23 protein-coding genes and 2 tRNA genes are annotated in these 22,880 nt (G+C 70.7%); 10 read left to right on the top strand and 15 right to left on the bottom strand.

Features of this window, described 5'->3' with window-relative positions; genetic code table 11:
- The first annotated feature begins 2 nt into the window (after window positions 1–2).
- The 5 genes from ACIPK4_RS08440 to pknB all read left to right on the top strand — a co-directional run bounded on the left by ACIPK4_RS08440 (window position 3) and on the right by pknB (window position 7,274).
- On the top strand, window positions 3–506 hold the full coding sequence (locus tag ACIPK4_RS08440; protein ID WP_054227266.1) for an FHA domain-containing protein: 504 nt from the start codon (window positions 3–5) through the stop codon (window positions 504–506).
- 141 nt (window positions 507–647) lie between these two features.
- Window positions 648–2,111: a Stp1/IreP family PP2C-type Ser/Thr phosphatase gene (locus tag ACIPK4_RS08445; protein WP_054227265.1), complete on the top strand. Its 1,464-nt coding sequence runs from the start codon at window positions 648–650 to the stop codon at window positions 2,109–2,111.
- A gap of 34 nt (window positions 2,112–2,145) precedes the next feature.
- Window positions 2,146–3,570, top strand: coding sequence for an FtsW/RodA/SpoVE family cell cycle protein (locus tag ACIPK4_RS08450; RefSeq protein ID WP_054227264.1), 1,425 nt, complete (start codon window positions 2,146–2,148; stop codon window positions 3,568–3,570).
- Window positions 3,567–5,036, top strand: coding sequence for a peptidoglycan D,D-transpeptidase FtsI family protein (locus ACIPK4_RS08455; protein WP_402310231.1), 1,470 nt, complete (start codon window positions 3,567–3,569; stop codon window positions 5,034–5,036). The genes ACIPK4_RS08450 and ACIPK4_RS08455 overlap by 4 nt, the downstream gene beginning before the upstream one ends.
- Window positions 5,037–5,249: 213 nt before the next feature.
- A complete protein-coding gene (gene pknB / locus ACIPK4_RS08460) occupies window positions 5,250–7,274 on the top strand; it encodes a Stk1 family PASTA domain-containing Ser/Thr kinase (protein ID WP_402310234.1) in 2,025 nt (674 codons plus the stop codon).
- Between the two features lie 81 nt (window positions 7,275–7,355).
- On the opposite strand, the gene ACIPK4_RS08465 is transcribed toward pknB, so the two are convergent.
- The 6 genes from ACIPK4_RS08465 to ACIPK4_RS08490 all read right to left on the bottom strand — a co-directional run bounded on the left by ACIPK4_RS08465 (window position 7,356) and on the right by ACIPK4_RS08490 (window position 11,337).
- Window positions 7,356–8,075: a class E sortase gene (locus ACIPK4_RS08465; protein ID WP_054227261.1), complete on the bottom strand. Its 720-nt coding sequence runs from the start codon at window positions 8,073–8,075 to the stop codon at window positions 7,356–7,358.
- Window positions 8,076–8,088: 13 nt separating this feature from the next.
- Complete coding sequence (locus tag ACIPK4_RS08470; protein ID WP_402310237.1) at window positions 8,089–8,763, bottom strand: class E sortase; 675 nt, start codon at window positions 8,761–8,763, stop codon at window positions 8,089–8,091.
- 131 nt (window positions 8,764–8,894) lie between these two features.
- Window positions 8,895–9,533 carry an aminodeoxychorismate/anthranilate synthase component II gene (locus tag ACIPK4_RS08475; protein ID WP_054227260.1) on the bottom strand — a complete coding sequence of 213 codons (639 nt, stop codon included), beginning with the start codon at window positions 9,531–9,533 and terminating at the stop codon, window positions 8,895–8,897.
- A complete protein-coding gene (locus ACIPK4_RS08480) occupies window positions 9,530–9,706 on the bottom strand; it encodes a hypothetical protein (protein WP_030011120.1) in 177 nt (58 codons plus the stop codon). Before ACIPK4_RS08480 ends, ACIPK4_RS08475 begins: the two co-directional genes overlap by 4 nt.
- Before the next feature lie 91 nt (window positions 9,707–9,797).
- Complete coding sequence (locus tag ACIPK4_RS08485) at window positions 9,798–10,577, bottom strand: class E sortase (protein WP_402310241.1); 780 nt, start codon at window positions 10,575–10,577, stop codon at window positions 9,798–9,800.
- Complete coding sequence (locus ACIPK4_RS08490; RefSeq protein ID WP_376204790.1) at window positions 10,549–11,337, bottom strand: DUF881 domain-containing protein; 789 nt, start codon at window positions 11,335–11,337, stop codon at window positions 10,549–10,551. Before ACIPK4_RS08490 ends, ACIPK4_RS08485 begins: the two co-directional genes overlap by 29 nt.
- Before the next feature lie 91 nt (window positions 11,338–11,428).
- Here ACIPK4_RS08490 and crgA point away from each other — a divergent pair, with 91 nt between their 5' ends.
- Entirely contained in the window at window positions 11,429–11,683 is a 255-nt protein-coding gene (gene crgA / locus ACIPK4_RS08495; protein WP_030857683.1) for a cell division protein CrgA, read from the top strand.
- Window positions 11,684–11,836: 153 nt separating this feature from the next.
- Here crgA and ACIPK4_RS08500 read toward each other — a convergent pair whose 3' ends face one another.
- Together ACIPK4_RS08500 and ACIPK4_RS08505 are read right to left on the bottom strand one after the other, a co-directional pair.
- The gene (locus ACIPK4_RS08500) at window positions 11,837–12,712 is read right to left on the bottom strand and encodes a rhomboid family intramembrane serine protease (RefSeq protein ID WP_402310245.1); all 876 of its coding nucleotides are present in this window, start codon (window positions 12,710–12,712) and stop codon (window positions 11,837–11,839) included.
- 109 nt (window positions 12,713–12,821) lie between these two features.
- Window positions 12,822–13,349 carry a peptidylprolyl isomerase gene (locus ACIPK4_RS08505; protein ID WP_376204797.1) on the bottom strand — a complete coding sequence of 176 codons (528 nt, stop codon included), beginning with the start codon at window positions 13,347–13,349 and terminating at the stop codon, window positions 12,822–12,824.
- A 175-nt stretch (window positions 13,350–13,524) separates the two neighbouring features.
- Between ACIPK4_RS08505 and ACIPK4_RS08510 the strand changes: the two genes are divergently transcribed.
- Window positions 13,525–14,217, top strand: a complete 693-nt coding sequence (locus tag ACIPK4_RS08510; RefSeq protein ID WP_402310248.1) for a DUF5324 family protein — start codon at window positions 13,525–13,527, stop codon at window positions 14,215–14,217.
- 76 nt (window positions 14,218–14,293) lie between these two features.
- On the opposite strand, the gene ACIPK4_RS08515 is transcribed toward ACIPK4_RS08510, so the two are convergent.
- A complete protein-coding gene (locus ACIPK4_RS08515) occupies window positions 14,294–14,767 on the bottom strand; it encodes a LysM peptidoglycan-binding domain-containing protein (RefSeq protein ID WP_402310251.1) in 474 nt (157 codons plus the stop codon).
- Between the two features lie 126 nt (window positions 14,768–14,893).
- Here ACIPK4_RS08515 and ACIPK4_RS08520 point away from each other — a divergent pair, with 126 nt between their 5' ends.
- Complete coding sequence (locus tag ACIPK4_RS08520) at window positions 14,894–15,418, top strand: GNAT family N-acetyltransferase (protein WP_402310253.1); 525 nt, start codon at window positions 14,894–14,896, stop codon at window positions 15,416–15,418.
- Between the two features lie 72 nt (window positions 15,419–15,490).
- Here ACIPK4_RS08520 and ACIPK4_RS08525 read toward each other — a convergent pair.
- Window positions 15,491–15,563, bottom strand: a tRNA-Ala gene (locus tag ACIPK4_RS08525).
- A gap of 161 nt (window positions 15,564–15,724) precedes the next feature.
- On the opposite strand from ACIPK4_RS08525, the gene ACIPK4_RS08530 reads away from it, so the two are divergent.
- Together ACIPK4_RS08530 and ACIPK4_RS08535 are read left to right on the top strand one after the other, a co-directional pair.
- Complete coding sequence (locus ACIPK4_RS08530; RefSeq protein WP_402310256.1) at window positions 15,725–16,273, top strand: helix-turn-helix domain-containing protein; 549 nt, start codon at window positions 15,725–15,727, stop codon at window positions 16,271–16,273.
- A gap of 47 nt (window positions 16,274–16,320) precedes the next feature.
- Window positions 16,321–17,625, top strand: coding sequence for a serine/threonine-protein kinase (locus tag ACIPK4_RS08535; RefSeq protein WP_402310258.1), 1,305 nt, complete (start codon window positions 16,321–16,323; stop codon window positions 17,623–17,625).
- A 48-nt stretch (window positions 17,626–17,673) separates the two neighbouring features.
- Here ACIPK4_RS08535 and ACIPK4_RS08540 read toward each other — a convergent pair whose 3' ends face one another.
- The 5 genes from ACIPK4_RS08540 to gyrA form a co-directional block, all read right to left on the bottom strand.
- Window positions 17,674–18,978 (bottom strand): hypothetical protein, encoded by a 1,305-nt coding sequence (locus ACIPK4_RS08540; RefSeq protein ID WP_402310622.1) that lies wholly within the window; start codon window positions 18,976–18,978, stop codon window positions 17,674–17,676.
- A 121-nt stretch (window positions 18,979–19,099) separates the two neighbouring features.
- Window positions 19,100–19,234 (bottom strand): DLW-39 family protein, encoded by a 135-nt coding sequence (locus ACIPK4_RS08545; protein WP_208809277.1) that lies wholly within the window; start codon window positions 19,232–19,234, stop codon window positions 19,100–19,102.
- 144 nt (window positions 19,235–19,378) lie between these two features.
- Window positions 19,379–19,452, bottom strand: a tRNA-Ile gene (locus ACIPK4_RS08550).
- Between the two features lie 94 nt (window positions 19,453–19,546).
- Window positions 19,547–20,242 carry a DUF3566 domain-containing protein gene (locus ACIPK4_RS08555; protein WP_376196408.1) on the bottom strand — a complete coding sequence of 232 codons (696 nt, stop codon included), beginning with the start codon at window positions 20,240–20,242 and terminating at the stop codon, window positions 19,547–19,549.
- A 3-nt stretch (window positions 20,243–20,245) separates the two neighbouring features.
- Window positions 20,246–22,849 carry a DNA gyrase subunit A gene (gene gyrA / locus ACIPK4_RS08560; protein ID WP_402310261.1) on the bottom strand — a complete coding sequence of 868 codons (2,604 nt, stop codon included), beginning with the start codon at window positions 22,847–22,849 and terminating at the stop codon, window positions 20,246–20,248.
- Window positions 22,850–22,880: the final 31 nt, after the last annotated feature.

The following is a 22,880-nucleotide window of genomic DNA, read 5'->3' on the forward strand; positions in this document are numbered from 1 at the left end:
CAATGTCAGAGCTGACCCTGACGGTCATGCGGTTGGGTTTCCTGGCCGTTCTGTGGCTGTTCGTCATCGTGGCCGTCCAGGTCATCCGCAGCGACCTCTTCGGTACGCGCGTCACGCAGCGCGGCTCGCGCCGCGGCAGCGCCGCCGCCGGGGCGCCGGCGCAGGCCGGCCGCCAGGCCGCCGCGCCACCGCAGCAGCGCCAGCGCCGCGGGGCGCCGACCAAACTCGTCGTCTCCGAGGGCACCCTCACGGGCACCACGGTCGCCCTCGCCGGGCAGACGATCACGCTGGGCCGCGCGCATGACTCCACCATCGTGCTGGACGACGACTACGCCTCCAGCCGCCATGCCAGGATCTACCCCGACCGTGACGGCCAGTGGATCGTCGAGGATCTCGGGTCCACCAACGGCACGTATCTCGACCGGACCCGGCTGACCACCCCGACGCCCATTCCGCCGGGCGCCCCGATCCGCATCGGCAAGACCGTCATCGAGCTGCGGAAGTAGTACGAGAATGAGCGAGCGGAGCGAGCGAGCCGCGGCAGTCCGGCCCATCCGGGACACGGATCCGAGCGCGCTCCCGACCGGAGGGTGGGCAGTGTGGCTCGAGACCGGTTGTACCCGGAGGAATCGACTGGGCAGGTGCGCATGAGTCTGTCCCTGCGGTTCGCCGCCGGATCCCACAAGGGCATGATCCGCGAGGGCAACGAGGACTCCGGCTACGCCGGTCCCCGTCTCCTCGCCGTGGCCGACGGCATGGGCGGCCAGGCCGCCGGCGAGGTCGCCAGCTCCGAGGTGATCTCCTCCCTCGTGCAGCTCGACGACGACGTCCCGGGCTCCGACATCCTCACGTCGCTGGCCACGGCGGTGCAGCGGGCGAACGACCAGCTGCGCGTCATGGTCGAGGAGGACGCCCAGCTCGAGGGCATGGGCACCACCCTGACCGCGCTCCTGTGGACCGGCCAGCGCCTGGGACTCGTCCACGTCGGCGACTCCCGCGCCTACCTGCTGCGCGACGGCGTCCTCACGCAGATCACCCAGGACCACACCTGGGTGCAGCGCCTCGTCGACGAGGGCCGCATCACCGAGGAGGAAGCCACCACCCACCCGCAGCGCTCGCTCCTCATGCGGGCGCTCGGCAGCGGTGACACCGTCGAGCCCGACCTCTCGATCCGCGAGGTCCGCACCGGCGACCGCTACCTCATCTGCTCCGACGGGCTGTCCGGCGTCGTCTCCCACCAGACCCTGGAGGAGACCCTCGCCGACTACCACGGCCCCCACGAGACCGTGCAGGCCCTGATCCAGCTCGCCCTGCGCGGCGGCGGACCGGACAACATCACCTGCATCGTCGCGGACGTCCTCGACACCGACAGCGGCGACACCCTGGCCGCCCAGCTCAACGACACCCCGGTCGTCGTCGGCGCGGTCGCCGAGAACCAGCACCAGCTCTTCGACGGCGGCAACGCCATGCAGACCCCGGCGGGCCGCGCCTCCGGCCTGGGCCGCCAGGTCCCCCCTCCGGCGGGCGCGTTCGGGCCCCCCGGCAGCGGTGACGCCCCCGGCTACGGATACCCCGACCAGGGCCAGGGCGGCGGCGCGTACGGCACCTTCGGCGAACCCGACCCGTACGACGACGACTCCCGCTACGAGGACACGTACGACAAGCCCCGCCGGCGCCGCGGCAAAGGGCGCAAGTGGACCACCCGCACCCTGATCCTGCTGATCGTCGCCGGTGTCGTCGGCGGCGGCCTGTACGCCGCGCACCGCTGGACCCAGACGCAGTTCTACATCGGCGTCAAGGGCGAGCACGTCGCGCTGTTCCGCGGTATCAGCCAGAACCTCGGGCCCCTGGAGCTCTCCAAGGTGGAGACCGACCGGCCCGACATCGAACTGAAGTACCTGCCGCCCTTCAAGCGCAAGCTGGTCGAGGCCACCATCACCGAAACCAGCCTCGACGGCGCCCGTCAGAAGATCGACGAACTCGGCGTCCAGGTCACCGCCTGCAAGAAGGACGGGGAACGCCGCGCCGCGGAAGCGCAGAACCCACCAGCACCCGGCCCCAGCCTGACTCCCTCGGAGCAGTCGCTGGTCGGCCTCTGCGGCAAGCAGTAGTAGACACCCGCGGGCACAGGGGGCCTGCCACACCATGAGCGTTGTCACCAACACGACCACCATCGGCGCCATCGAGCTGCCGAGCCGGCGGAACACCGAGCTCCTGCTGCTCGTCTTCGCCGTGGTCATCCCGATCTTCGCCTACGCCAACGTGGGCCTGTCGATCCACGGCAAGCTGCCGCCCGGCATGGTCGCGTACGGAGGCGGCCTCGCCGTGCTCGCCGGCATCGCCCACGTCGTGGTGCGCCGCTACGCGAAGTACGCCGACCCGCTGCTGCTGCCGATCGCCACGCTGCTCAACGGACTGGGCTGCGTGCTGATCTGGCGCCTCGACCAGTCCGAGCGGTTGCAGAACCTGGCCAAGCGGAGCTTCGGCCAGTTCTCCGAGTCGGCCCCCCGCCAGATGATGTACACCGCGGTGGCCATCGCCCTGTTCGCCGGTGTGCTGCTGCTGCTCAAGGACCACCGGACCCTCCAGCGGTTCACCTACATCTCCATGGCCGCGTCGCTGGTCCTGCTCATCCTGCCCGTGGTCCCGGGCCTCGGCGCGGACGTCTTCGGCGCGAAGATCTGGATCAGCGTCGCCGGTTTCTCCATCCAGCCCGGTGAGTTCGCGAAGATCGTCATCGCGATCTTCTTCGCCGGCTACCTGATGGTGAAGCGCGACGCCCTCGCCCTGGCCAGCCGCCGCTTCATGGGCCTCTACCTGCCGCGCGGCCGCGACCTCGGCCCGATCCTGATGATCTGGGCGATGAGCCTGCTCGTCCTCGTCTTCGAGAACGACCTCGGCACCTCGCTGCTCTTCTTCGGCATGTTCGTGATCATGCTGTACGTGGCCACCGAGCGCACCAGCTGGATCGTGATCGGCCTGGTCATGAGCGTGGCCGGTGCCGCCGTCGTCGGCGCGACCGCCAGCCACGTCAAGGCCCGCGTCACCGCCTGGCTCGACCCCTTCGCCTGCTACTCCAAGTCGGGCGCCTGTGAGCAGGTCGGCCAGTCGATCATGAGCTTCGGCTCCGGCGGGGTCCTCGGCACCGGCTGGGGCCAGGGCAACTCCGACCTGATCGGTTTCGCCGCCAACTCCGACTTCATCTTCGCCACGGTCGGCGAGGAGCTCGGCCTGGCGGGCGTCATGGCCTTCCTGCTGCTCTACGGCCTGATCATCGAGCGCGGCGTGCGCACCGCCCTCGCCGCCCGCGACCCCTTCGGCAAGCTCTTCGCCATCGGCCTCTCCGGCGCCTTCGCGCTCCAGATCTTCGTGGTCGCCGGCGGAGTCATGGGCCTCATCCCCCTGACCGGTATGACCATGCCGTTCCTCGCGTCCGGCGGCTCGTCCGTCCTCGCCAACTGGGCCCTCATCGGGATCCTCATCCGGATCAGCGACACCGCGCGCCGTCCCGCGCCGGCCCCGGCACCGTCCCCCGACTCCGAGATGACCCAGGTGGTCCGTCCGTCATGAACAAGCCCCTGCGTCGCATCTCGATCTTCTGCGGGCTGCTCGTCCTCGCCCTGCTGATCCGCACCAACTGGCTCCAGTACGTCCAGGCCGACGAGCTCAGCACCCGCAAGGAGAACCGCCGGGTCCAGATCGCCCAGTACGCCACCCAGCGCGGCAACATCATCGTCGCGGGCGGCCAGGCCATCACCGGCTCCGACACCACGGACGGCAGCGACTACAAGTACAAGCGGACCTACATCGACGGCCCGCTGTGGTCGCCGGTGACGGGCTACGCCTCCCAGGCCTTCGGCTCCACCCAGCTCGAATCCCTCGAAGACAAGATCCTCACCGGCAACGACGACCGGCTGTTCTTCGACCGCACCATCGGCATGTTCACCGGCGAGAAGAAGGCCGGCGGCAACGTCGTCACCACGCTGATGCCCGACGCCCAGAAGGCCGCCTTCGACAAGCTCGGCGACAAGACCGGCGCCGTCGCCGCGATCGACCCGCGCACCGGCGCCATCCTGGCCCTGGTCAGCACCCCGTCGTACGACCCGACCAGCTTCGCCGGCAACTCCAAGACGGACGAGAAGGCCTGGGTCGAGCTGAAGGACAGCCCGGAGAAGAAGCTCGTCAACCGCGCCCTGCGCGAGACGTACCCGCCCGGTTCGACGTTCAAGGTCGTCACCGCCGCCGCCGCGCTGGAGCACGGCGTCGTCACCGACATCAACGCGCCGACGGACACCCCCGAGCCGTTCCTGCTGCCGACGACGCAGACCCCGATGGTCAACCACGCCAAGGGCTGCGAGAAGGCGAGCCTGAACTTCGCCCTCCAGGTCTCCTGCAACTCCGTCTTCGCCAACGTCGCCGACAAGGTGACCAAGGACAAGATGCTGGAGACGGCGCAGAAGTTCGGCTTCAACAACGACAAGATCGACACCCCGGTGCGGGCGTTCGCCAGCGTCTACGACAAGAACATGAACCGGCCGAGCAACTCGCTCTCCGCGATCGGCCAGTACAACACCGCCGCCACCCCGCTCCAGATGGCGATGGTCGCCGCGGCCGTCGCCAACGACGGCAAGCTGATGAAGCCGTACATGGTCGACCAGCTCACCGCCCCCAACCTCGACGTCATCGAGAAGCACGAACCGCAGGAGATGAGCCGCCCGCTCTCCCCGGCCAACGCGCAGAAGCTCCAGCAGATGATGGTGAACGTCGTCGAGAACGAGAACGGCACCGGCGGCAAGGCCAGGATCAAGGGCGTCACGGTCGGCGGCAAGACCGGTACCGCCCAGCACGGCGAGAAGAACGCCAAGCGCCCCTACGCCTGGTTCATCTCCTACGCCAAGACCGACAAGGGCTCCCCGGTCGCGGTCGCCGTCGTCATCGAGGACAGCGACGCCGACCGCGAGGACATCAGCGGTGGTGGTCTCGCGGCCCCCGTCGCGAAGGCCGTCATGGAAGCCGTCCTGAAGAACCAGGGCTGAGGGGACAACGCAGGGGCCCACAGGGGCGCAGGAGCCGAACTGGCGTGATCCACATCACTGTTCCCGCCCGGATCCGAGCGTACGGTACCGGTCCGGTATCAGCCTGTGGTCACGAACCGATCACCGACGATCGGCCGGTAGCCTTTGCGCGAACAGCACACCGCCGGACCACACACGGGTGCGGTCGGGACTGACGGAGAGGGCTGCAACGTTATGGAAGAGCCGCGTCGCCTCGGCGGCCGGTACGAGCTGAGCCACGTGCTCGGCCGCGGTGGCATGGCCGAGGTCTACCTCGCCCACGACACCCGGCTCGGCCGTACCGTCGCCGTCAAGACCCTGCGCGCCGACCTCGCCCGCGACCCGTCCTTCCAGGCCCGGTTCCGGCGCGAGGCCCAGTCGGCCGCGTCGCTCAACCACCCGGCGATCGTCGCGGTCTACGACACCGGCGAGGACTACGTCGACAACATCTCCATCCCGTACATCGTGATGGAGTACGTCGACGGCTCCACCCTGCGTGAGCTCCTGCACTCCGGCCGCAAGCTGCTGCCCGAGCGCACCCTGGAAATGACCATCGGTATCCTCCAGGCGCTCGAATACTCGCACCGCGCCGGCATCGTGCACCGTGACATCAAGCCCGCCAACGTCATGCTCACCCGCACGGGCCAGGTCAAGGTCATGGACTTCGGCATCGCCCGCGCCATGGGCGACTCCGGCATGACCATGACGCAGACCGCGGCCGTCATCGGCACCGCCCAGTACCTCTCCCCGGAGCAGGCCAAGGGCGAGCAGGTCGATGCGCGTTCCGACCTCTACTCCGCGGGCTGCCTGCTGTACGAGCTGCTCAGCGTCCGGCCGCCGTTCATCGGCGACTCCCCGGTCGCGGTCGCGTACCAGCACGTACGGGAGGAACCGCAGCCTCCGTCGAACTTCGACCCCGAGATCACGCCCGAGATGGACGCCATCGTCCTGAAGGCACTGGTCAAGGACCCCGACTACCGCTACCAGTCCGCCGACGAGATGCGCGCCGACATCGAGGCCTGCCTCGACGGCCAGCCCGTCGCCGCCGCGGTCGCCATGGGCGCCCCCGGCTACGGCTACCCCGACCAGGCGGGCGGCTACGGCCCGCAGGGCTACGACCAGCCCACCACCGCCCTGCGCGCCACCGAGGCCGGGCAGACGTCCATGATGCCGCCGATGCCCCCGGGCGACGGCGGGTACGGCTACGGGGACCAGGGCCAGGGCGGCTACGACCAGGGCGGCCACGGCCGCCGGCCGCAGAAGAAGAGCCGGGCCTCGACGATCCTGCTGGTGACCGCGGGCGTCCTCGTCCTGGTCGGGGCCATCCTCATCGGCCGCTCCCTGTTCAGCGGCGGCGCCGACAATCGCCCCAACGTGCCCAAGCTCATCGGCCAGACCCTCGAGCAGGCCCAGAAGACCGGCGACAACGTCGGCCTCAAGGTCGCGAAGGAAGCCGACGAGCCCTGCGACAACCAGCCCAAGGGCAGCATCTGCTCGCAGAACCCGGCGCCGGACACCAAGGTCGACAAGGGCTCGACGGTCACGGTCAAGGTCTCCTCGGGCGCCCCGAACGTGCCGGTGCCCAACGTCCTCAACCTCAAGTTCGAGGACGCGGAGAAGCTGCTCAAGGACAAGGGCTTCGCCGTCGAGAGGAAGCCCCAGGAGTCCGACCGGGCCGTCGGCACCGTCCTGGACCAGGACCCGAAGAGCGGCACGGCCCAGAAGGGCTCGACCGTGACGCTGACGGTCGCCAAGGAGCAGGCGAAGTCCGATATGCCAGACCTCCTCGGCAAGACCCGGGAAGCGGCCGTCAAGGCGCTCACCGACGCCAAGCTCAAGCTCGGCAGCACCACGGAGGTCGACTCCCCCGGCGCCCCGCCGAAGACGGTCGTCCAGCAGCAGTACCAGCCGGGCGAGCAGCTCGCCGTGGGCACGACGGTCAACATCCAGATCGCCAAGGCCGGTGCGCAGACCCAGGTCCCGCAGCTGATCACCAAGACCGTCGCCCAGGCCAGGGCCGACCTCGCGAGCCGGGGCCTGAACCTCCAGGTCATCGCGGGGCCGACCGACGACAGGGCGATCGTCATGGTCACCGACCCGCCGGCGGGCACCCCCGTGGAGGCGGGCCGGGTCATCAACGTCACGACGGTCGCCGGCCAGCAGGACGGCGGCAACAACGGCGGAGGGATCTTCGACGGCCTGACGGGCGGCCGGCGCTAGCCGGCGGCCCTCCGGGTACCCGGAGGCACGCACAAGCCCCTGTGGGCGGCTCTGAGGCCGCCCACAGGGGCTTTCTGCGGCTCAGCGCAGCTCGACCGGCGGCGTGCGCTTCGCGTCCACCTTCTCCGTGCGCACCAGCTCGCCCCACACCACGTACCGGAACTTCGAGGTGTACACCGGCGTGCAGGTCGTGAGCGTGATGAAGCGGCCCGGCGCGGTCCGGCCGGACTCCTTCGGGACCGCGGAGATCACGTCCACGTTGTACTTCGACGTCTGGCGCAGCTCCGCGAACACCTTGTAGACGTACCAGGTGTCGCGGGTCTCGAAGACGACCGCGTCGCCGTTCTTCACCTTGTCGATGTCGTGGAACTTCGCGCCGTGCCCGTCCCGGTGCGCCGCCAGGGAGAAGTTCCCCGAGGCCTCCCACGGCAGGGCCGCCTTCACCGGGTCCGTGTAGTACCCGGCGACACCGTCGTTGAGGACGTCCGGCGCCGTGCCCCTCTTGACGAGGACCTCGCCGTTCCTCATCGCCGGCACGTGCAGGAACCCGATGCCGTCCTGGGTGTCCAGCGCCCCCGGCGCCTCGGGCGCGCTCGTGCCCGGGGCGGCGGTCTGCCACTGCCGGCGGACCTCGTCGCCGCGCGCCGACGCCTGCCGGTCCGCGAGCACGTTCGTCCACCACAGCGAGTACGCGACGAACAGGCCCATGACCAGGCCCACGGTGATCAGGAACTCGCCCAGCAGGCTCAGGAACCCGGCGAGCACACTGCGGCTCTGGGGCGACGGCGCGGCACGTGACACTGCTTGTTCGTCCTTACGGGCTGGTCAGCGCGGGCGGAGCACCCTGGCTGCGGGGGCGTTCGTCGGTCATCCTGCCCCATACGATCATCCGGTAGGTGCTCGTGAACTCCGGGGTGCAGGTCGTCAGCGTGATGTACCGGCCGGGGGCGGTGAAGCCCGAGCCCTCCGGCACCGGTTTGATCACCGACACGTTCGTGGGCGGCGTCTGCGCCAAGGACGAGGTGATCTCGTACGTGTAGTACGCGTCCTGCGTCTCGACCACGACGGGATCCCCTGGCGCCAGCCTGTTGATGTAGCGGAACGGTTCGCCATGGGTGTTGCGGTGGCCCGCCAGCGCGAAGTTGCCCTGCTTGTCGGCCGGCATCGCCGTCTTCAGCGCGCCGTCCCCGTAGTGCCCGACCATCCCCTTGTCGAGCACCTTCGGCTTGCTGATCCCCTCCGCCACCGGGACCTTCACGTCCAGCTTGGGGATGTGGAGGATCGCGAAGCCCTGCCCCGGCTCGAACGCCGAGACGGGCGGGGCGGCGGCGCCGCCGCGCTCCCAGCCCTGCCGCAGCGATCCCGCGGCCCCGTTCGCCGTCCGCTCCGCCAGTACGTTCGTGTACCAGAGCTGGTAGGCGACGAACAGCAGCATCACCACGCCCAGCGTGATGAACAGCTCCCCGGCGAGCCGGCTCGCGACGACCACCGGGCCTCCCGACGCGGGCCGCCGCCGGCGACGGCCGCCGCCGCCCCGCCTCCGCGGGCGCTTCGCGGCCTCCTGAGCTGCCCTGCGGCGCGCGGCCCGGCCCTCCGTGGGCACGGACGGCGCGACCGCGGTCACGCGACGGCCTTGCCCACCACCGGGGCCAGCCCCACCGAGCGCCCGACGGCCCCCGCGTCCCCGCAGCGCACCAGCCAGTTCGCGAGCATCCGGTGGCCGTGTTCGGTCAGCACCGACTCGGGGTGGAACTGCACACCCTCGACGTCGTGCTCCCGGTGCCGCAGCCCCATGATGATCCCGTCCTCGGTGCGCGCGGTGACCTCCAGCACGTCCGGCAGGTTCTGCGGCTCGGCCGCGAGCGAGTGGTAGCGGGTCGCGGTGAACGGCGACGGCAGGCCCGCGAAGACGCCGAGGCCCTCGTGCACGACCGGCGAGGTCTTCCCGTGCAGCAGCTCGGGCGCCCGGTCGACGACGCCGCCGTACGCCACGGCCATGGACTGCATGCCCAGGCACACGCCGAAGACCGGGACCCCGGTGTCGGCGCAGTGGCGGACCATGTCGATGCAGACGCCGGCCTGCTCCGGGGTACCGGGTCCCGGCGACAGCAGTACGCCGTCGAACCCGTCCTGCGCGTGGGCGAGTTCGACCTCGTCGTTGCGCAGCACCTCGCACTCGGCGCCGAGCTGGTACAGGTACTGGACCAGGTTGAAGACAAAGCTGTCGTAGTTGTCGACAACCAGAATGCGCGCGCTCACGGAGTGGCTCCCGATCCCTCGTCCACCGTCACGTCGTTGAACGGGAGGAGCGGCTCGGCCCACGGGAAGACGTACTGGAACAGCACGAAGACCACTGCGAGGACCAGTACGAGAGAGATCAGCGCGCGCACCCACGCGTTGCCCGGCAGATGCCGCCAGATCCAGCCGTACATGCCGTCTGCTTCCTTTGTCCGTCCACGATCGACCCACGCACCGCGGGGGCGGTACGCGAACAGACTAAAGCCACCGGCCGTGACGGGTGGGTCAGCTCGGCAAACCCTCCGGCCGGCCCTGTGCGACCGTCCGGGTCCCGGTCAGCTCCGCCCACACGACCAGCCGGTGGCTGTGGCCCCACTCCGGATCGCAGGTCGTCAGCGTCAGGTACCGGCCGGGTGCGGTGAACGGCGACCCGTGCGGCACGGGGTCGACCACCCCCACGTCGGTGGGAACGGTCCGCAGCGGCCCGCCCCGGACCGTGTACGTGTACCAGGTGGTCGCGTCCTTGAGGATCACGGCGTCGCCGGGGCGCAGCTCGGGGAAGTCCTTGAAGGGGTCGCCGTACGTCCGCCGGTGGCCGGCCACCGAGAAGTTCCCGGTGGCGCCGGGGCGGGCCGTGCCGGGGTAGTGGCCGAGGCCCCTCTTGAGCAGCTCCGTGCCGGTGCCCTCCAGGACCGGCTTGTTCCAGTCCGGGCCGAAGCGCGGGATGTACATCTCGGCGAAGGCCCGGCCCGGCGGGTACGCGGCCTCCTCCCGCTCCGACGGTGCGGGGCCCGGCTGCGGCGCGGCGGCCGGCCCGCCCGGGGGTGCGGTGGAGGGCCCGGCCGGGGGTGCGGTGGAGGGCGCGGCGGACGGTGCCGCGGCCCAGCGGTCGCGCATGCGGGCCATCTCCCCGTCCATGGCCCGGTCGGCCTCGACCCCGGTCCACAGCAGCACGTATGCGACGAACAGCACGATCAGCGTGCCCGCCGTCAGGCAGACCTCGCTGAACGTCCGCACCACCAGGCGCAGTACGACGTCACGGCGTACTGGTCGCGGAGGTGGCATCCAGCGGCTTCGCATAGTGGAGGTCCACTGTGCCGGAGTAGCCGGGGAGTGTCAGCTCCCTGTGCTCGTCCACTTTCCAGCCGAGCCCGTACGCCGTCACGTACAGCTGGTAGTTCTGCAGGGCCGGGGAGGCCGCGAGCGCCTTGCGCAGCGCGGCGGGGTCGCCGACCGCCGACACCTTGTACGGGGGCGAGTAGACGCGCCCCTGGAGGATCAGCGTGTTGCCGACGCAGCGCACGGCGCTGGTGGAGATCAGCCGCTGGTCCATGACCTGGATGCCCTGGGCGCCGCCCCGCCACAGGGCGTTCACCACGGCCTGGAGGTCCTGCTGGTGGATCACCAGGTCGTTGGGCTGCGGCTCGGGCACGTTGGGGATGCGGGCGGTGGCGTTCGGCGGGGCGTCGTTCAGGGTGACGGTGAGGCCCTTGCCGGACAGCGGCTCGGTGCCGGAGGCGACCCGCAGGGCGGCCAGCTTGGCGTCCTCGGCCTTGGTGCTGCCGTCGTCGCGCTCGGCGAGGGCGTCCACCCGGCCGCGGACGGCGGCGGTGCTCTGTTCGAGCAGCGCGTTGTTCTGGCTGCGCTCGTGGATCAGGTCGGACAGCTTGAGGAGCGAGGCGTCCGTCCGGATGTTCGTACCCTTGGACGTGTTGAAACTGGTGACGAAGATGAGGCCGGCCAGGGCGAAAACGGCGGCCGTCAGGAGCCGGACCGGTCTGGCCCGGCGACGGGGACCCGCGGAGGAGTCGTCGGAATTGCTCAACGTACCCTTCTCCTTCAACGCCACAGGTCCACTACGCTAACGGACGCCCGGGGCAGGCAAGGTCCCCAGCGCATCGACAGGAGAGCCCCTCGTGCCGAAGTCACGTATCCGCAAGAAGGACGACTACACGCCGCCGCCGGCGAAGCAGGCGCAGCAGATCAGGCTGGGGAGCCGCGGCTGGGTCGCCCCGGTCATGCTGGCGTTCTTCCTGATCGGTCTCGCGTGGATCGTCGTCTTCTACGTGACCGAGACCCAGCTGCCGATCGAGGCGCTGGGCAACTGGAACATCGTGGTCGGATTCGGCTTCATCGCGGCGGGCTTCGGCGTGTCCACGCAGTGGAAGTAGCCGGGCCCGGAGCGGGGCCCGGAGTGGGCGCCTGAGAGCACAGTCGCACCCGTCCGACAAGCTCTCCCCAGGAGTTATCCACAGCGTCATCCACACCTGAGGAAAAGACAGAAGATCTGTGGATAACTCTGTGGAGTGTTGACGCCGGTGTGATCAGGTGAGTTCGGCCGTCCGGACCATGACCACCGCCGCTGCCAGCAGGAACACCGCCGCGCAGGTCCCCCACTGGACCAGCGCGCGCTTCCTGCCGGCGGCCGGTCCCACCATGCCCAGACCGACCAGCAGACCGGTCACCAGGCCGCCGATGTGGGCCTGCCAGGACACGGACAGGCTGCCGCCGAAGGGCACGAAGGTCAGCACCAGCATGAGCACGACCATGGTGATCACCGGCCGCATCTCGTAACGCAGGCGGCGCACCAGGACGACGGTGGCGCCGAGCAGGCCGAAGATCGCGCCGGAGGCGCCGAGGGTCGGTGTGTTCGGCGCGGTCAGCAGATAGACGAGGGCGCTTGCGCCCAGACCCGCCAGCAGGAACACGGCGAGGTAGCGGGCCCGGCCCAGAGCCGCCTCCAGCGGGCCGCCGATCACCCACAGGGCCAGCATGTTGCCCCCGATGTGCCACCACTCCACGTGCAGGAACACCGAGCTCAGGAGCCGGTAGAACTGGCCGGTGGAGACCCCCTCGACGGGGCCGCCGAAGTATTCGACGTACCGCCCGAGCAGCTCCAGCTGCACGACGACCGCCGGTGCGAGCAGTCCCACCAGGAACACCGCCGCGTTGATCCCGATGAGGATCTTGGTGACGAGGTGGGGATCGGCGGCGACCGCGCCGCCCGCGACGGTGCGCGGTACGTTCGCCGCCGGGCGGTGGCCCGTACCGGAGCCCTCACGGACGCAGTCGGGGCACTGGAAGCCGACGGAGGCGCTGATCATGCACTCGGGGCAGATGGGGCGCTCGCAGCGCGTGCAGCGGATGCCCGTGTCGCGGTCCGGGTGGCGGTAGCAGCCCGGCAGACGGTCGGTGTCCATCGGTCCCCTCGATCAGCGGCGGGGCACGGCCTGCGCCCCGCCGGTCCGGTGTGCCCCGTCGGTTCGTACGCATGCAGGACGGACGGGCGGGGAGGAAAGGTTCCCGGGGTCAGCGCCTCTCGATGACGACGGACCGGATGATCACGTCGTCGAGGGGGCGCTCGGTGCGCGGGTTCGTGGGCATGCCGGCGATGTCGTCCACGATCTTCTGGCTGGCCTTGCCGGTGACCTCGCCGAAGATGGTGTGCTTGCGGGTCAGCCACGCGGTGGGGGCCACGGTGATGAAGAACTGCGATCCGTTGGTGCCCGGGCCGGCGTTGGCCATGGCGAGCAGGTACGGCTTGGTGAAGGCCAGGTCGGGGTGGAACTCGTCGGCGAACTGGTAGCCCGGGCCGCCGGTGCCGTTGCCGAGCGGGTCGCCGCCCTGGATCATGAAGCCGCTGATGACGCGGTGGAAGACGGTGCCGTCGTACAGCGGATCGGTGGTCTTCTGGCCGTCCGTGGGACGGGTCCACTCGCGGGCGCCGGTGGCCAGCTCCACGAAATTGCGGACCGTCTTCGGCGCGAAGTTCTCCAGCAGCTCGATCTCGATGTCGCCGTGATTGGTCTTCAGGGTGGCGTAGAGCTTCTCGGCCACGGATCTGCCTTCCATAGTCATCACTGTCGGTTCCAGATCCTCCCACGGAGGGCCGCACGGGACGGAAATCCTCCACCCGTATGCCCTGTCACGCATGCCGCTCGACGGTATGGCAGGCATGATCCGACAAAGGGTGGAAAGGTGAACTGTGTCCGCCACCGAGGAGGAGGATCCTGTGACCCGCAAGGACAGCGTGCACCTGGCCGCCGAGAGCGCCAGGGACACGGTGAAGCACGCAGCGGAAGCGGTGGCGCCGTACGCAGCAACCGCCAGGGAAGCCGCTGTGCACTATGCGACCGAGGCGAACGAGCGGCTGGCGCCGAAGGTGTCGTACGCGACCGCGGAGGCGGCACGGCATGCCCGTACGGCGTACGACTGTCACGTGCACCCGCGGATGAGGGCTGCGCGCGCGCATGTGCCCCCGAACGTGGACCGGGCGGCGACGATGGCGGTGGAGCAGACCCGCCGGGCGGCGCGGCAGGCGGCCGACTACACGCAGCCGAGGCTGGAGAGCGCGCTGGCGGCGGCCCAGCCGGTGGCCGAGGAGGCCGCGTCCCGGTCGACGGCGGCCCTGGCGGCGCTGCGCGGCCAGGTGTCGGCCAAGGAGGTGCAGCGGCTGGTGAGGCGCCACGAGCGGCAGGCGCGCTGCGGGCGGGCGTTCAAGGTCGTCGCCGTGGTCGGCGTACTGGCCGTCGGCGCGTACGTGGCATGGCGGTGGTGGGACCAGCAGTCCAACCCGGACTGGCTCGTCGAGCCGCCGGCCGCCACGGAGCTGTCAGGGGAAGGCCAGCCCGCCAGCTTCGACGACGAGCTGGCGGCGAAGGAGCGCGAGTCCTCCTCCGGTCCGGCGGACGAGGAGCAGCCCTGACCCGCCGGGCATCACGCGGGCGGAGGGCCCGGATCCAGTGGATCCGGGCCCTCCGCCCGTCCGGCCGCCCGGCACCCTAGTGCGGGAGCGTGAGCACCTGGCCGGGGTGGATGAGGTCGGGATTGGAGCCGATGACCCCCCTGTTCATGGCGTAGAGCTCACGCCAGCGGGCCTCGTTGCCCAGCTCCCGGCGGGCGATCGCGGAGAGCGAGTCCCCCGACCGCACGGTGTAGGTGCGCTTCGGGGCGGCCGGCGCCGGCATGGGCGCGGGAGCCGCGGGAACCGCCTTGTGCGCGGCGGACATGGGGGTGGGCGTGTGCTGCGGATGGGCGGCCGCGCCGGGCCTCGACGAGGCCGGGGGCGCGGCGGCCGCCCTCGGGGGGGTCGTGGGCTTCGGCGGAGCCGCGGCGGCCATCCGCTCGGCGGCGGCCTTGGTGGCCGCGACGGCGTCGGTGTACTTGGCCGCGTAGTCGGCGGACGCGCTCGCCGCCGCCTTCTGCTCGGCCTCGTGCTTCTTCTTGTCGGACTTGAGGAAGTCGAAGAGTCCCATGGTCTGTACGCCTCCGGCGTGGTCTCGCCCCCCGGCTCGGTGCCTTCCCCCACTGTCGGACAGCCCGGGCCGCCCGGCCCCCGTGACGGGGCCAACCGGGGGAGGTCCTGCTGTTACTGTCCTCGGATGCCCGAGCTCGTGTTCCCCTCCCCCCGCCTGCACGCCTCCTGGCTCGCCGCACGCGGGGAGTGGGGCCCCGACGCCCACATGGACGGGGCCGGCCTCGGCTCGGACGACGACGTGGACAGCCCCGCCGGGTTCGCCGCCTGGACGGAGCGGCTGCGCGGGTACGGGGACCGCACGCGGCCGGTCGAGCAGGGCCGCGTCCACGCCACGTACTGGTGGATCGCCGAGGGCGACACCTATCTGGGCGCCATCGACCTGCGCCACTACCTCAACGGGTTCCTCCTCGACGCCGGCGGCCACATCGGCTACGGCGTCCGCCCCTCGGCCCGCCGGCGCGGCCTGGCCGGCTGGGCCCTCGGACAGGTCCTGCACGAGGCCCGGCTGCTGGGGATGGACCGGGTCCTCCTGACGTGCGACCCGGGCAACACGGCCTCGGTGCGCACGATCGAGGGGCGCGGCGGCGTCCTCGAAGACGTCCGCGACACCCTCGTAGGACCCAAGCGCCGCTACTGGATCGACCTCTAGCCCCGCCCCCGGCAGCAACGAGAAGAGGCCCTCCGACCTGCGTTTCCGCTGGTCAGAGGGCCTCTTGCGCTGTGGAGCTTAGGAGATTCGAACTCCTGACATCTGCCTTGCAAAGGCAGCGCTCTACCAACTGAGCTAAAGCCCCGAAAAGACGGACGCGACCGACTCCCGTGAAGGTGAGGCCGTTCCGCAGAACAGAGTACCGGGTGTTCCCCCGCATCTCGCAAAATGATGGGGACTCCCGCCGTGCGACCACTCTCCGTAAGATGCTCGCGAGGTTCGCACCAGCGAAGGGGAGTAGTAAGAGTGGACGCTGTTCAGCAAGAGGCCACGGCCAGAGCCAGAGAGCTTCAGCGCAGTTGGTACGGGGAGCCGCTCGGCGCTCTCTTCCGCCGGCTCATAGATGACCTCGGCTTGAACCAGGCCCGCCTCGCTGCGGTCCTCGGGCTGTCGGCGCCCATGCTCTCCCAGCTGATGAGCGGCCAGCGGGCCAAGATCGGGAACCCGGCCGTGGTGCAGCGCGTGCAGGCCCTCCAGGACCTCGCGGGCCAGGTGGCGGACGGCAGCGTCAGCGCGGCCGAGGCCACCGACCGGATGGACGAGATCAAGAAGACCCAGGGAGGCTCCGTCCTCAGCAACAGCGGCCAGGGCACGCCCAGTTCGGGCGCGCCCACCGTCAAGCGCGTCGTCCGCGAGATCCAGTCGCTGCTGCGCTCGGTCTCGGCGGCCGGCGACATCATCGACGCGGCCGACTCCCTCGCCCCCAGCCATCCCGAACTCGCGGAGTTCCTCCGGGTCTACGGCGCGGGCCGGACCGCCGAAGCGGTCGCCCACTACGAGTCCCACCAGAACTGACACCACGGACGCACGCACACGGCGGGGGACGGGGGACGGGCGCAGCGATGGGTGAGGTCTTCGCCGGCCGGTACGAGCTGATCGATCCGATCGGGCGCGGGGGCGCGGGTGCCGTGTGGCGGGTCTGGGACCACCGGCGCCGCCGGTACGTCGCCGCCAAGGTCCTGCGGCAGAGCGACGCCCACACCCTGCTCCGGTTCGTCCGCGAGCAGGCCCTGCGCATCGACCACCCGCACGTGCTGGCCCCGGCCGGCTGGGCGGCGGACGACGACAAGGTCCTGTTCACGATGGATCTCGTCGCCGGCGGTTCGCTCGCCCACGTGATCGGGGACTACGGCCCGCTGCCGCCCCACTTCGTGTGCACGCTGCTCGACCAGCTCCTGTCGGGACTGGCCGCCGTCCACGCGGAGGGCGTCGTCCACCGCGACGTCAAACCGGCCAACATCCTGATGGAGGCCACCGGAAGCGGACGGCCGCACCTGCGGCTGTCCGACTTCGGCATCTCGATGCGCAAGGGCGAGCCGCGCCTGACCGAGACCGACTACGTCGTGGGCACTCCCGGCTACCTCGCCCCGGAACAACTGCTCGGCTCCGAACCCGACTTCCCCGCGGACCTCTTCGCCGTCGGGCTGGTCGCCCTCTGCCTGCTCAAGGGCGGCAAGCCCGATTCCCGGGCCCTGGTGGAGCACTTCCTCGCCCATGGCACCCCCGGCGCCCCCGAAGGCGTCCCGGCGCCCCTGTGGGACGTCATCGCGAACCTCCTCCAACCGGACCCCGGGAGCCGGTTCCGGACCGCCACAGGGGCCCGCAAGGCCCTTGCCGAGGCCGTGCAGCTGCTCGCGCCGCTCCCTCCGGACGAGGATCCGGTGGAGGTGTTCGACCAACTCGGGCCGCTCCCCGCCGGTTTCGGGCCCCGGGGGCCGCTGGGCACGGCCGCGGTGACCCCCGAGTCGTCCACCGCGGCGGGGAGCCCGCTCCGGCCGTCCGCCACACCGGCCGGGCCGCCCGCCGTGGCGCCCGCCGTGTCCGCGGCCCCCGTCACGCCCACCACCGTCGCGCCCGGCGTCGCGCCCGGCGTGTCCGCGGCCCCCGCGCAGCCGGCCCCGGCGGGGTTCGGGCCGCCCCCGGCCGGGGAGTCCGGTCCCCCGGAGACCGGGAGCTTCCACCTCCGGCCGCCGGAGCGCCCCGGGACCCCCGGCGCCAGCGCCACCGCCACCGCCGTCGCACCGGCGTCCGCGCGGCCCGTACGGACCGGCCGGATCGCCCCGCCTCCGGCGAAGGTCACGGCCGCGATCCTCACCGCCGCGCTGCTGTGCTTCGCGGTCGGCGTCTGGGCGCTGACCCGGATCTGATCCGCCCGCCGGATCTGATCCGCCCGCCGCCCGCCACCCGCCGCGGAGCTACGCCGTGCGCCCGCGGCGCGCCAGCAGCAGCCATCCGCCGAGCACGAGCAACAGCACCGTCCCGGCGGAGAGGCCCACGGCCGCCACGACCCGCATCACCGAGCGGCTGCCGGCGGCCTCCGCCGCCTCGGGGGCGGTGAGCCCGTCCCGAGCCGCGGCCCTGTCGTCGGACCCGACCCCGAATCCGGCGGCGGTCAGGCTCCCCTCGTACCGGGGCGCCCCGGCCGGGCCGCCGGTGACCTCCATGCGCAGGGTCAGCGGGACCGGCGTCGCGTCCTCGGTGAACTCGGCCACCTTGCCGCCCAGGGTGACGGCGACGTAGTACCAGCCGGCCAGCCGGACCCCGCGCACCGCGTCGGTGTCCGCGAAGCGGTTCTCGTACGCCACCGGCGCCGTCTTCGGCAGGGTCAGGCCCGCCTGCTTGCCCCCGTACGCGATGTCCTTGTCCTCGACCAGGCCCCGGTACGGGCTGTACAGCGCGACGGTGAGCCCGGCGGAGGCGGACCCGTACGGCTTGGTCATCCTGGCGTCGGAGAGCTCAGCGCTCAGCCCCAGCTGCTGTCCCCAGTCGAGCGGCACCCGGTAGAAGCGGGTCTGCCCGGGCCGCAGGTCGTCCCGCCAGACCCCGGTGCCCAGCGCGCGGGCGTCGTTGAACCCGGTGCCGCCGGTGCGGTCCACGGGCTCGGTGCCGGGCAGGGTCGGCGAGGCGGAGGGCCAGACACCGGGCGCGGTGGTCGGGGCGCTGCCGGCGGTGAGGGCGGGTTCGCGCAGGAGCAGGAGTTCCACCGGCCACGCGCTCTGGTCGGAGTCCCTGGCGGCGGTGCGGGTGACCTTCGCGAAGTACACGCCGGCTCCCTGGCAGTCGGCGTCCTCCTCCAGCCGCCGGACGGCGACCGCACCGAGCGGGACCGGGTCGCGGCCGAAGCCGGCCCGGCCGGGGTTGTTCGGGCAGCGCGCGCCTTCCCGGCTGATGATCTCGACTTCGAGGCCGTCGGAGTACCCGACCTTCGCACCGCGCGGCGGCTGGACGACGGCGGAGAAGTACACGCTGGAGGCGTCGTCGAGGTTCAGCCGGTAGACGCGCTCGCCCGGGCCCATCGTGTCCGCGTAGACCTGGCCGGGGGCCACGAGCGGGGCGTCCGCGCTGGTGGGCCTGCCCTCGATCCGCTTTGCGCCCTCGGCCGCGCGGTACCCCGGCGCGGGCTGCGGCGGCGCCGTGGCGGCCTGCGCCGCCCCCGGCAGGCACAGGGCCAGCCCCAGGGCCGCCGCCCCCGCCAGAGCCGTCGTCCGCACCCGACCCATCACGTCACCCCGATTTTGCTAACGCAAGCCAAATCTTTGCATAACGTAACTCTTTGTCACAGAACAGCACAAAGCCCCGGCCGCAGCGGCAACCGGGGCTTCGTGAGATCGGCTTTCGGCCTCACACACCGGAACCAGAAGGCACGGAGTCGGTTGCCTCCGTCCACAGGTCCTGCTCGGCGCGGTCCGCCTGGATCTGGCGGTACACGAGGAGCCCGCCGATGGCGGCCAGTGCGACCAGGAGCAGCTTCTTCACCGCGCGACCTCGTCTTTCATTGACGTTGGGGACTTCTGACGGCCAACAATACACACGCACCGATACCGTTCGGTGACCTGGGAACCCGCAACTGACCATACGAAGAAGACCCCCGGGCCGATGGCCTGGGGGTCTTCTTCACTGTGGGGCTAACAGGATTTGAACCTGTGGCCTCATCCTTATCAGGGATGCGCTCTAACCAACTGAGCTATAGCCCCATCCGCGCTGCGCGCTGACTCCTGAAGATTAGCGCACAGACACGGTCCCGCCAAAATCCGTTCCTCCGGGCAGTCCCCGCAGGTCAGTCAGCGGTCATTCGTCCTCGGCGAGCGTGAGCTCCACACCGCCGACGAAGCCCGCCGACAGGTTGTAGATGAACGCGCCCAGCGTCGCCAGTGCCGTCGCCAGCACCACGTCGATCACCGCGATGACCGACGTGAAGATCAGAACGCGCGGCAGCGACAGGAACGACTGGAGGTCGAATCCGTTGCTCTCGTTCGACCCGGTCGCCTCGCTGATGGTGCCGCCCACGGTCGAGAAGACGCCCATGGCGTCCATGACCATCCACAGCACGGCCGCCGCGACGACCGTGCACACGCCCAGCGCGATCGACAGCAGGAAGCTGACCTTCATCACCGACCACGGATCGGCCTTGGCCACCCGCAGCCGCGCCTTGCGCGTCCTGGGCGTCGTACGGGCACCCGTACGCGGCTTGCGCTGCGCACCGGTGTCCCCGGCCGCCCGCGGCACACCCGGAGCGCCCGAGGGCGCCGTGTAGGCCTGCGGCGGGTGGTACGGCTGCTCCGGCTGGCGGCCGGCGGCCGGCGCCGCGGTCGCGGCTGCCGTCGCGGCCGCCGGGGCGGCCTTCTCCTTCTTGGGCTTGCGGGTGTCCGTCACGGTCCTCCCCCTGTCCCCGGCTTCGGCGCCCCCGCCCTGGGATTCCGCGGCGGGGCCACGGGCACCGTCCTCCCCAGTCTTGGCCGGTCCGGCGCCCGTGGCTCCACTCACGACTTACTCCTCGTGCTCCCCGGCCGAGGGCTGCGTGCCCTCGGCGGCCTCGACGGCCTGTCCTTCGGCCGCCTCGGTCTCCTCGACCTCGTCAGCTTCCTGACCGGCCTCGGCGTTCCGAGCGATGCCGACCACGGCATCGCGCTTGCCCAGGTTGATCAGCTGGACGCCCATGGTGTCACGGCCGGTCTCCCTGACTTCGTTGACTCGCGTACGAATCACACCACCGCCGAGCGTGATGGCGAGAATCTCGTCCGACTCGTCCACCACGAGCGCCCCGACGAGCGACCCGCGGTCCTCCACGATCTTGGCGGCCTTGATACCCAGACCGCCACGGCCCTGGACGCGGTACTCGTCGACCGGCGTCCGCTTGGCGTAACCGCCGTCGGTCGCGGTGAAGACGAACGTACCCGGCCTCACAACGCTCATCGACAGCAGTTCGTCACCCTCGCGGAAACTCATGCCCTTCACACCGGAGGTCGCGCGGCCCATCGGGCGCAGCGCGTCGTCGGTGGCCGTGAAGCGGATCGACTGCGCCTTCTTGCTGATGAGCAGCAGGTCGTCCTCCGCGGACACCAGCTCGGCGCCGATCAGCTCGTCGTCGCTGCCGTCCTCGGTCTCCCGGAGGTTGATCGCGATGACACCGCCCGCGCGCGGCGAGTCGTAGTCCTTGAGCGCCGTCTTCTTCACCAGGCCGCCCTTGGTGGCCAGGATCAGGTACGGGGCGGCCTCGTAGTCGCGGATCGCGAGGATCTGGGCGATCTTCTCGTCCGGCTGGAAGGCCAGCAGGTTCGCCACGTGCTGCCCGCGGGCGTCGCGGCCGGCGTCCGGCAGCTCGTACGCCTTCGAGCGGTAGACCCGGCCCTTGTTCGTGAAGAACAGCAGCCAGTGGTGCGTGGTGGACACGAAGAAGTGGTCGACCAGGTCGTCCTGCTTCAGCTTCGTGCCGCGCACGCCCTTGCCGCCGCGCTTCTGCGAGCGGTAGTCCTCGGTCTTGGTGCGCTTGACGTAACCGCCGTGCGTGATCGTGACGACGATGTCCTCTTCGGCGATCAGGTCCTCGATGGACATGTCCCCGTCGAAGGGCACCAGCTTGGAGCGCCGGTCGTCGCCGTACTTCTCGACGATCGCCGCCAGTTCCTCGCTGACGATCGAGCGCTGCTTCTCCGGCGACGCCAGGATCGCGTTGTACTCGTTGATCTTCGCCTGGAGCTCGTCGTGCTCGGCGACGATCTTCTGCCGCTCCAGGGCCGCCAGGCGCCGCAGCTGCATCTCCAGGATCGCGTTCGCCTGGATCTCGTCGATCTCCAGCAGGCCCATCAGGCCCTCGCGCGCGATCTCGACGGTGTTGCTGCGCCGGATCAGCGCGATGACCTCGTCGATGGCGTCCAGCGCCTTGAGCAGGCCGCGCAGGATGTGCGCCCGCTCCTCCGCCTTGCGCAGGCGGAACTTCGTCCGCCGGACGATGACCTCGATCTGGTGCTGCACCCAGTGACGGATGAACGCGTCGATCGACAGCGTGCGCGGCACGCCGTCCACCAGCGCCAGCATGTTCGCGCCGAAGTTCGTCTGGAGGTCGGTGTGCTTGTACAGGTTGTTCAGCACGACCTTGGCGACGGCGTCGCGCTTGAGCACGATCACCAGGCGCTGGCCCGTGCGCGACGAGGTCTCGTCACGCACGTCGGCGATGCCGCCGATCTTGCCGTCCTTCACCAGGTCGGCAATCTTCTGCGCCAGGTTGTCCGGGTTCGTCTGGTACGGAAGTTCCGTGACCACCAGGCACTGGCGGTTCTGGATCTCCTCGACCTCGACCACCGCGCGCATCGTGATCGAGCCGCGCCCGGTCCGGTACGCCTCCTCGATGCCCTTGCGGCCCACGACCAGCGCGCCAGTCGGGAAGTCGGGGCCCTTGATGCGCTCCAGGAGCGCGTCCAGCAGCTCCTCGTGCGTGGCGTCGGGGTGCTCCAGCGCCCACTGCGCGCCCGCCGCGACCTCGCGGAGGTTGTGCGGCGGGATGTTGGTCGCCATGCCGACCGCGATACCGGCGCTGCCGTTGATCAGCAGGTTCGGGAAGCGCGCCGGCAGGACCGTCGGCTCCTGGTTGCGGCCGTCGTAGTTGTCCGTGAAGTCGACGGTCTCCTCGTCGATGTCCCGGAGCATCTCCATGGCCAGCGGCATCAGCTTGCACTCGGTGTAGCGCATCGCGGCGGCCGGGTCGTTGCCCGGGGAGCCGAAGTTGCCGTTCGAGTCCACCAGCGGCATGCGCATCGACCACGGCTGGGCCAGACGGACCAGGGCGTCGTAGATGGAGCTGTCGCCGTGCGGGTGGTACGTGCCCATGACGTCGCCGACGACGCGGGCGCACTTGTAGAAGCCCTTCTCGGGCCGGTATCCGCCGTCGTACATCGCGTACAGCACGCGGCGGTGCACCGGCTTGAGGCCGTCGCGCACGTCCGGCAGGGCGCGCGAGACGATGACGGACATCGCGTAGTCGAGGTAGGAGCGCTGCATCTCCGTTTCGAGCCCGACGGGCTCGATGCGCAGCACCGGCTGCTCCTCCGCGGCGTTCTCGGCGTTCTTTGCGGGCTGGGTGGTTTCGTCGGCCATTGCTGGTCAGAAGTCCTTTCAGGCGGTCAGC

Origin of the sequence: Streptomyces sp. NPDC086989 (assembly GCF_044745505.1) — a bacterium.
Lineage (GTDB): Bacteria > Actinomycetota > Actinomycetes > Streptomycetales > Streptomycetaceae > Streptomyces.

Excerpts from the sequence above, each read along its gene's own strand:
- ACIPK4_RS08440 (WP_054227266.1), top strand. The coding sequence starts at position 3 with ATGTCAGAGCTGACCCTGACGGTCATGCGGTTGGGTTTCCTGGCCGTT.
- ACIPK4_RS08445 (WP_054227265.1), top strand. The coding sequence starts at position 648 with ATGAGTCTGTCCCTGCGGTTCGCCGCCGGATCCCACAAGGGCATGATC.
- ACIPK4_RS08450 (WP_054227264.1), top strand. The coding sequence starts at position 2,146 with ATGAGCGTTGTCACCAACACGACCACCATCGGCGCCATCGAGCTGCCG.
- ACIPK4_RS08455 (WP_402310231.1), top strand. The coding sequence starts at position 3,567 with ATGAACAAGCCCCTGCGTCGCATCTCGATCTTCTGCGGGCTGCTCGTC.
- pknB (WP_402310234.1), top strand. The coding sequence starts at position 5,250 with ATGGAAGAGCCGCGTCGCCTCGGCGGCCGGTACGAGCTGAGCCACGTG.
- ACIPK4_RS08480 (WP_030011120.1), bottom strand. The coding sequence starts at position 9,706 with ATGTACGGCTGGATCTGGCGGCATCTGCCGGGCAACGCGTGGGTGCGC.
- ACIPK4_RS08485 (WP_402310241.1), bottom strand. The coding sequence starts at position 10,577 with ATGCCACCTCCGCGACCAGTACGCCGTGACGTCGTACTGCGCCTGGTG.
- ACIPK4_RS08500 (WP_402310245.1), bottom strand. The coding sequence starts at position 12,712 with ATGGACACCGACCGTCTGCCGGGCTGCTACCGCCACCCGGACCGCGAC.
- ACIPK4_RS08515 (WP_402310251.1), bottom strand. The coding sequence starts at position 14,767 with ATGGGACTCTTCGACTTCCTCAAGTCCGACAAGAAGAAGCACGAGGCC.
- ACIPK4_RS08520 (WP_402310253.1), top strand. The coding sequence starts at position 14,894 with ATGCCCGAGCTCGTGTTCCCCTCCCCCCGCCTGCACGCCTCCTGGCTC.
- ACIPK4_RS08535 (WP_402310258.1), top strand. The coding sequence starts at position 16,321 with ATGGGTGAGGTCTTCGCCGGCCGGTACGAGCTGATCGATCCGATCGGG.
- ACIPK4_RS08540 (WP_402310622.1), bottom strand. The coding sequence starts at position 18,978 with ATGGGTCGGGTGCGGACGACGGCTCTGGCGGGGGCGGCGGCCCTGGGG.
- gyrA (WP_402310261.1), bottom strand. The coding sequence starts at position 22,849 with ATGGCCGACGAAACCACCCAGCCCGCAAAGAACGCCGAGAACGCCGCG.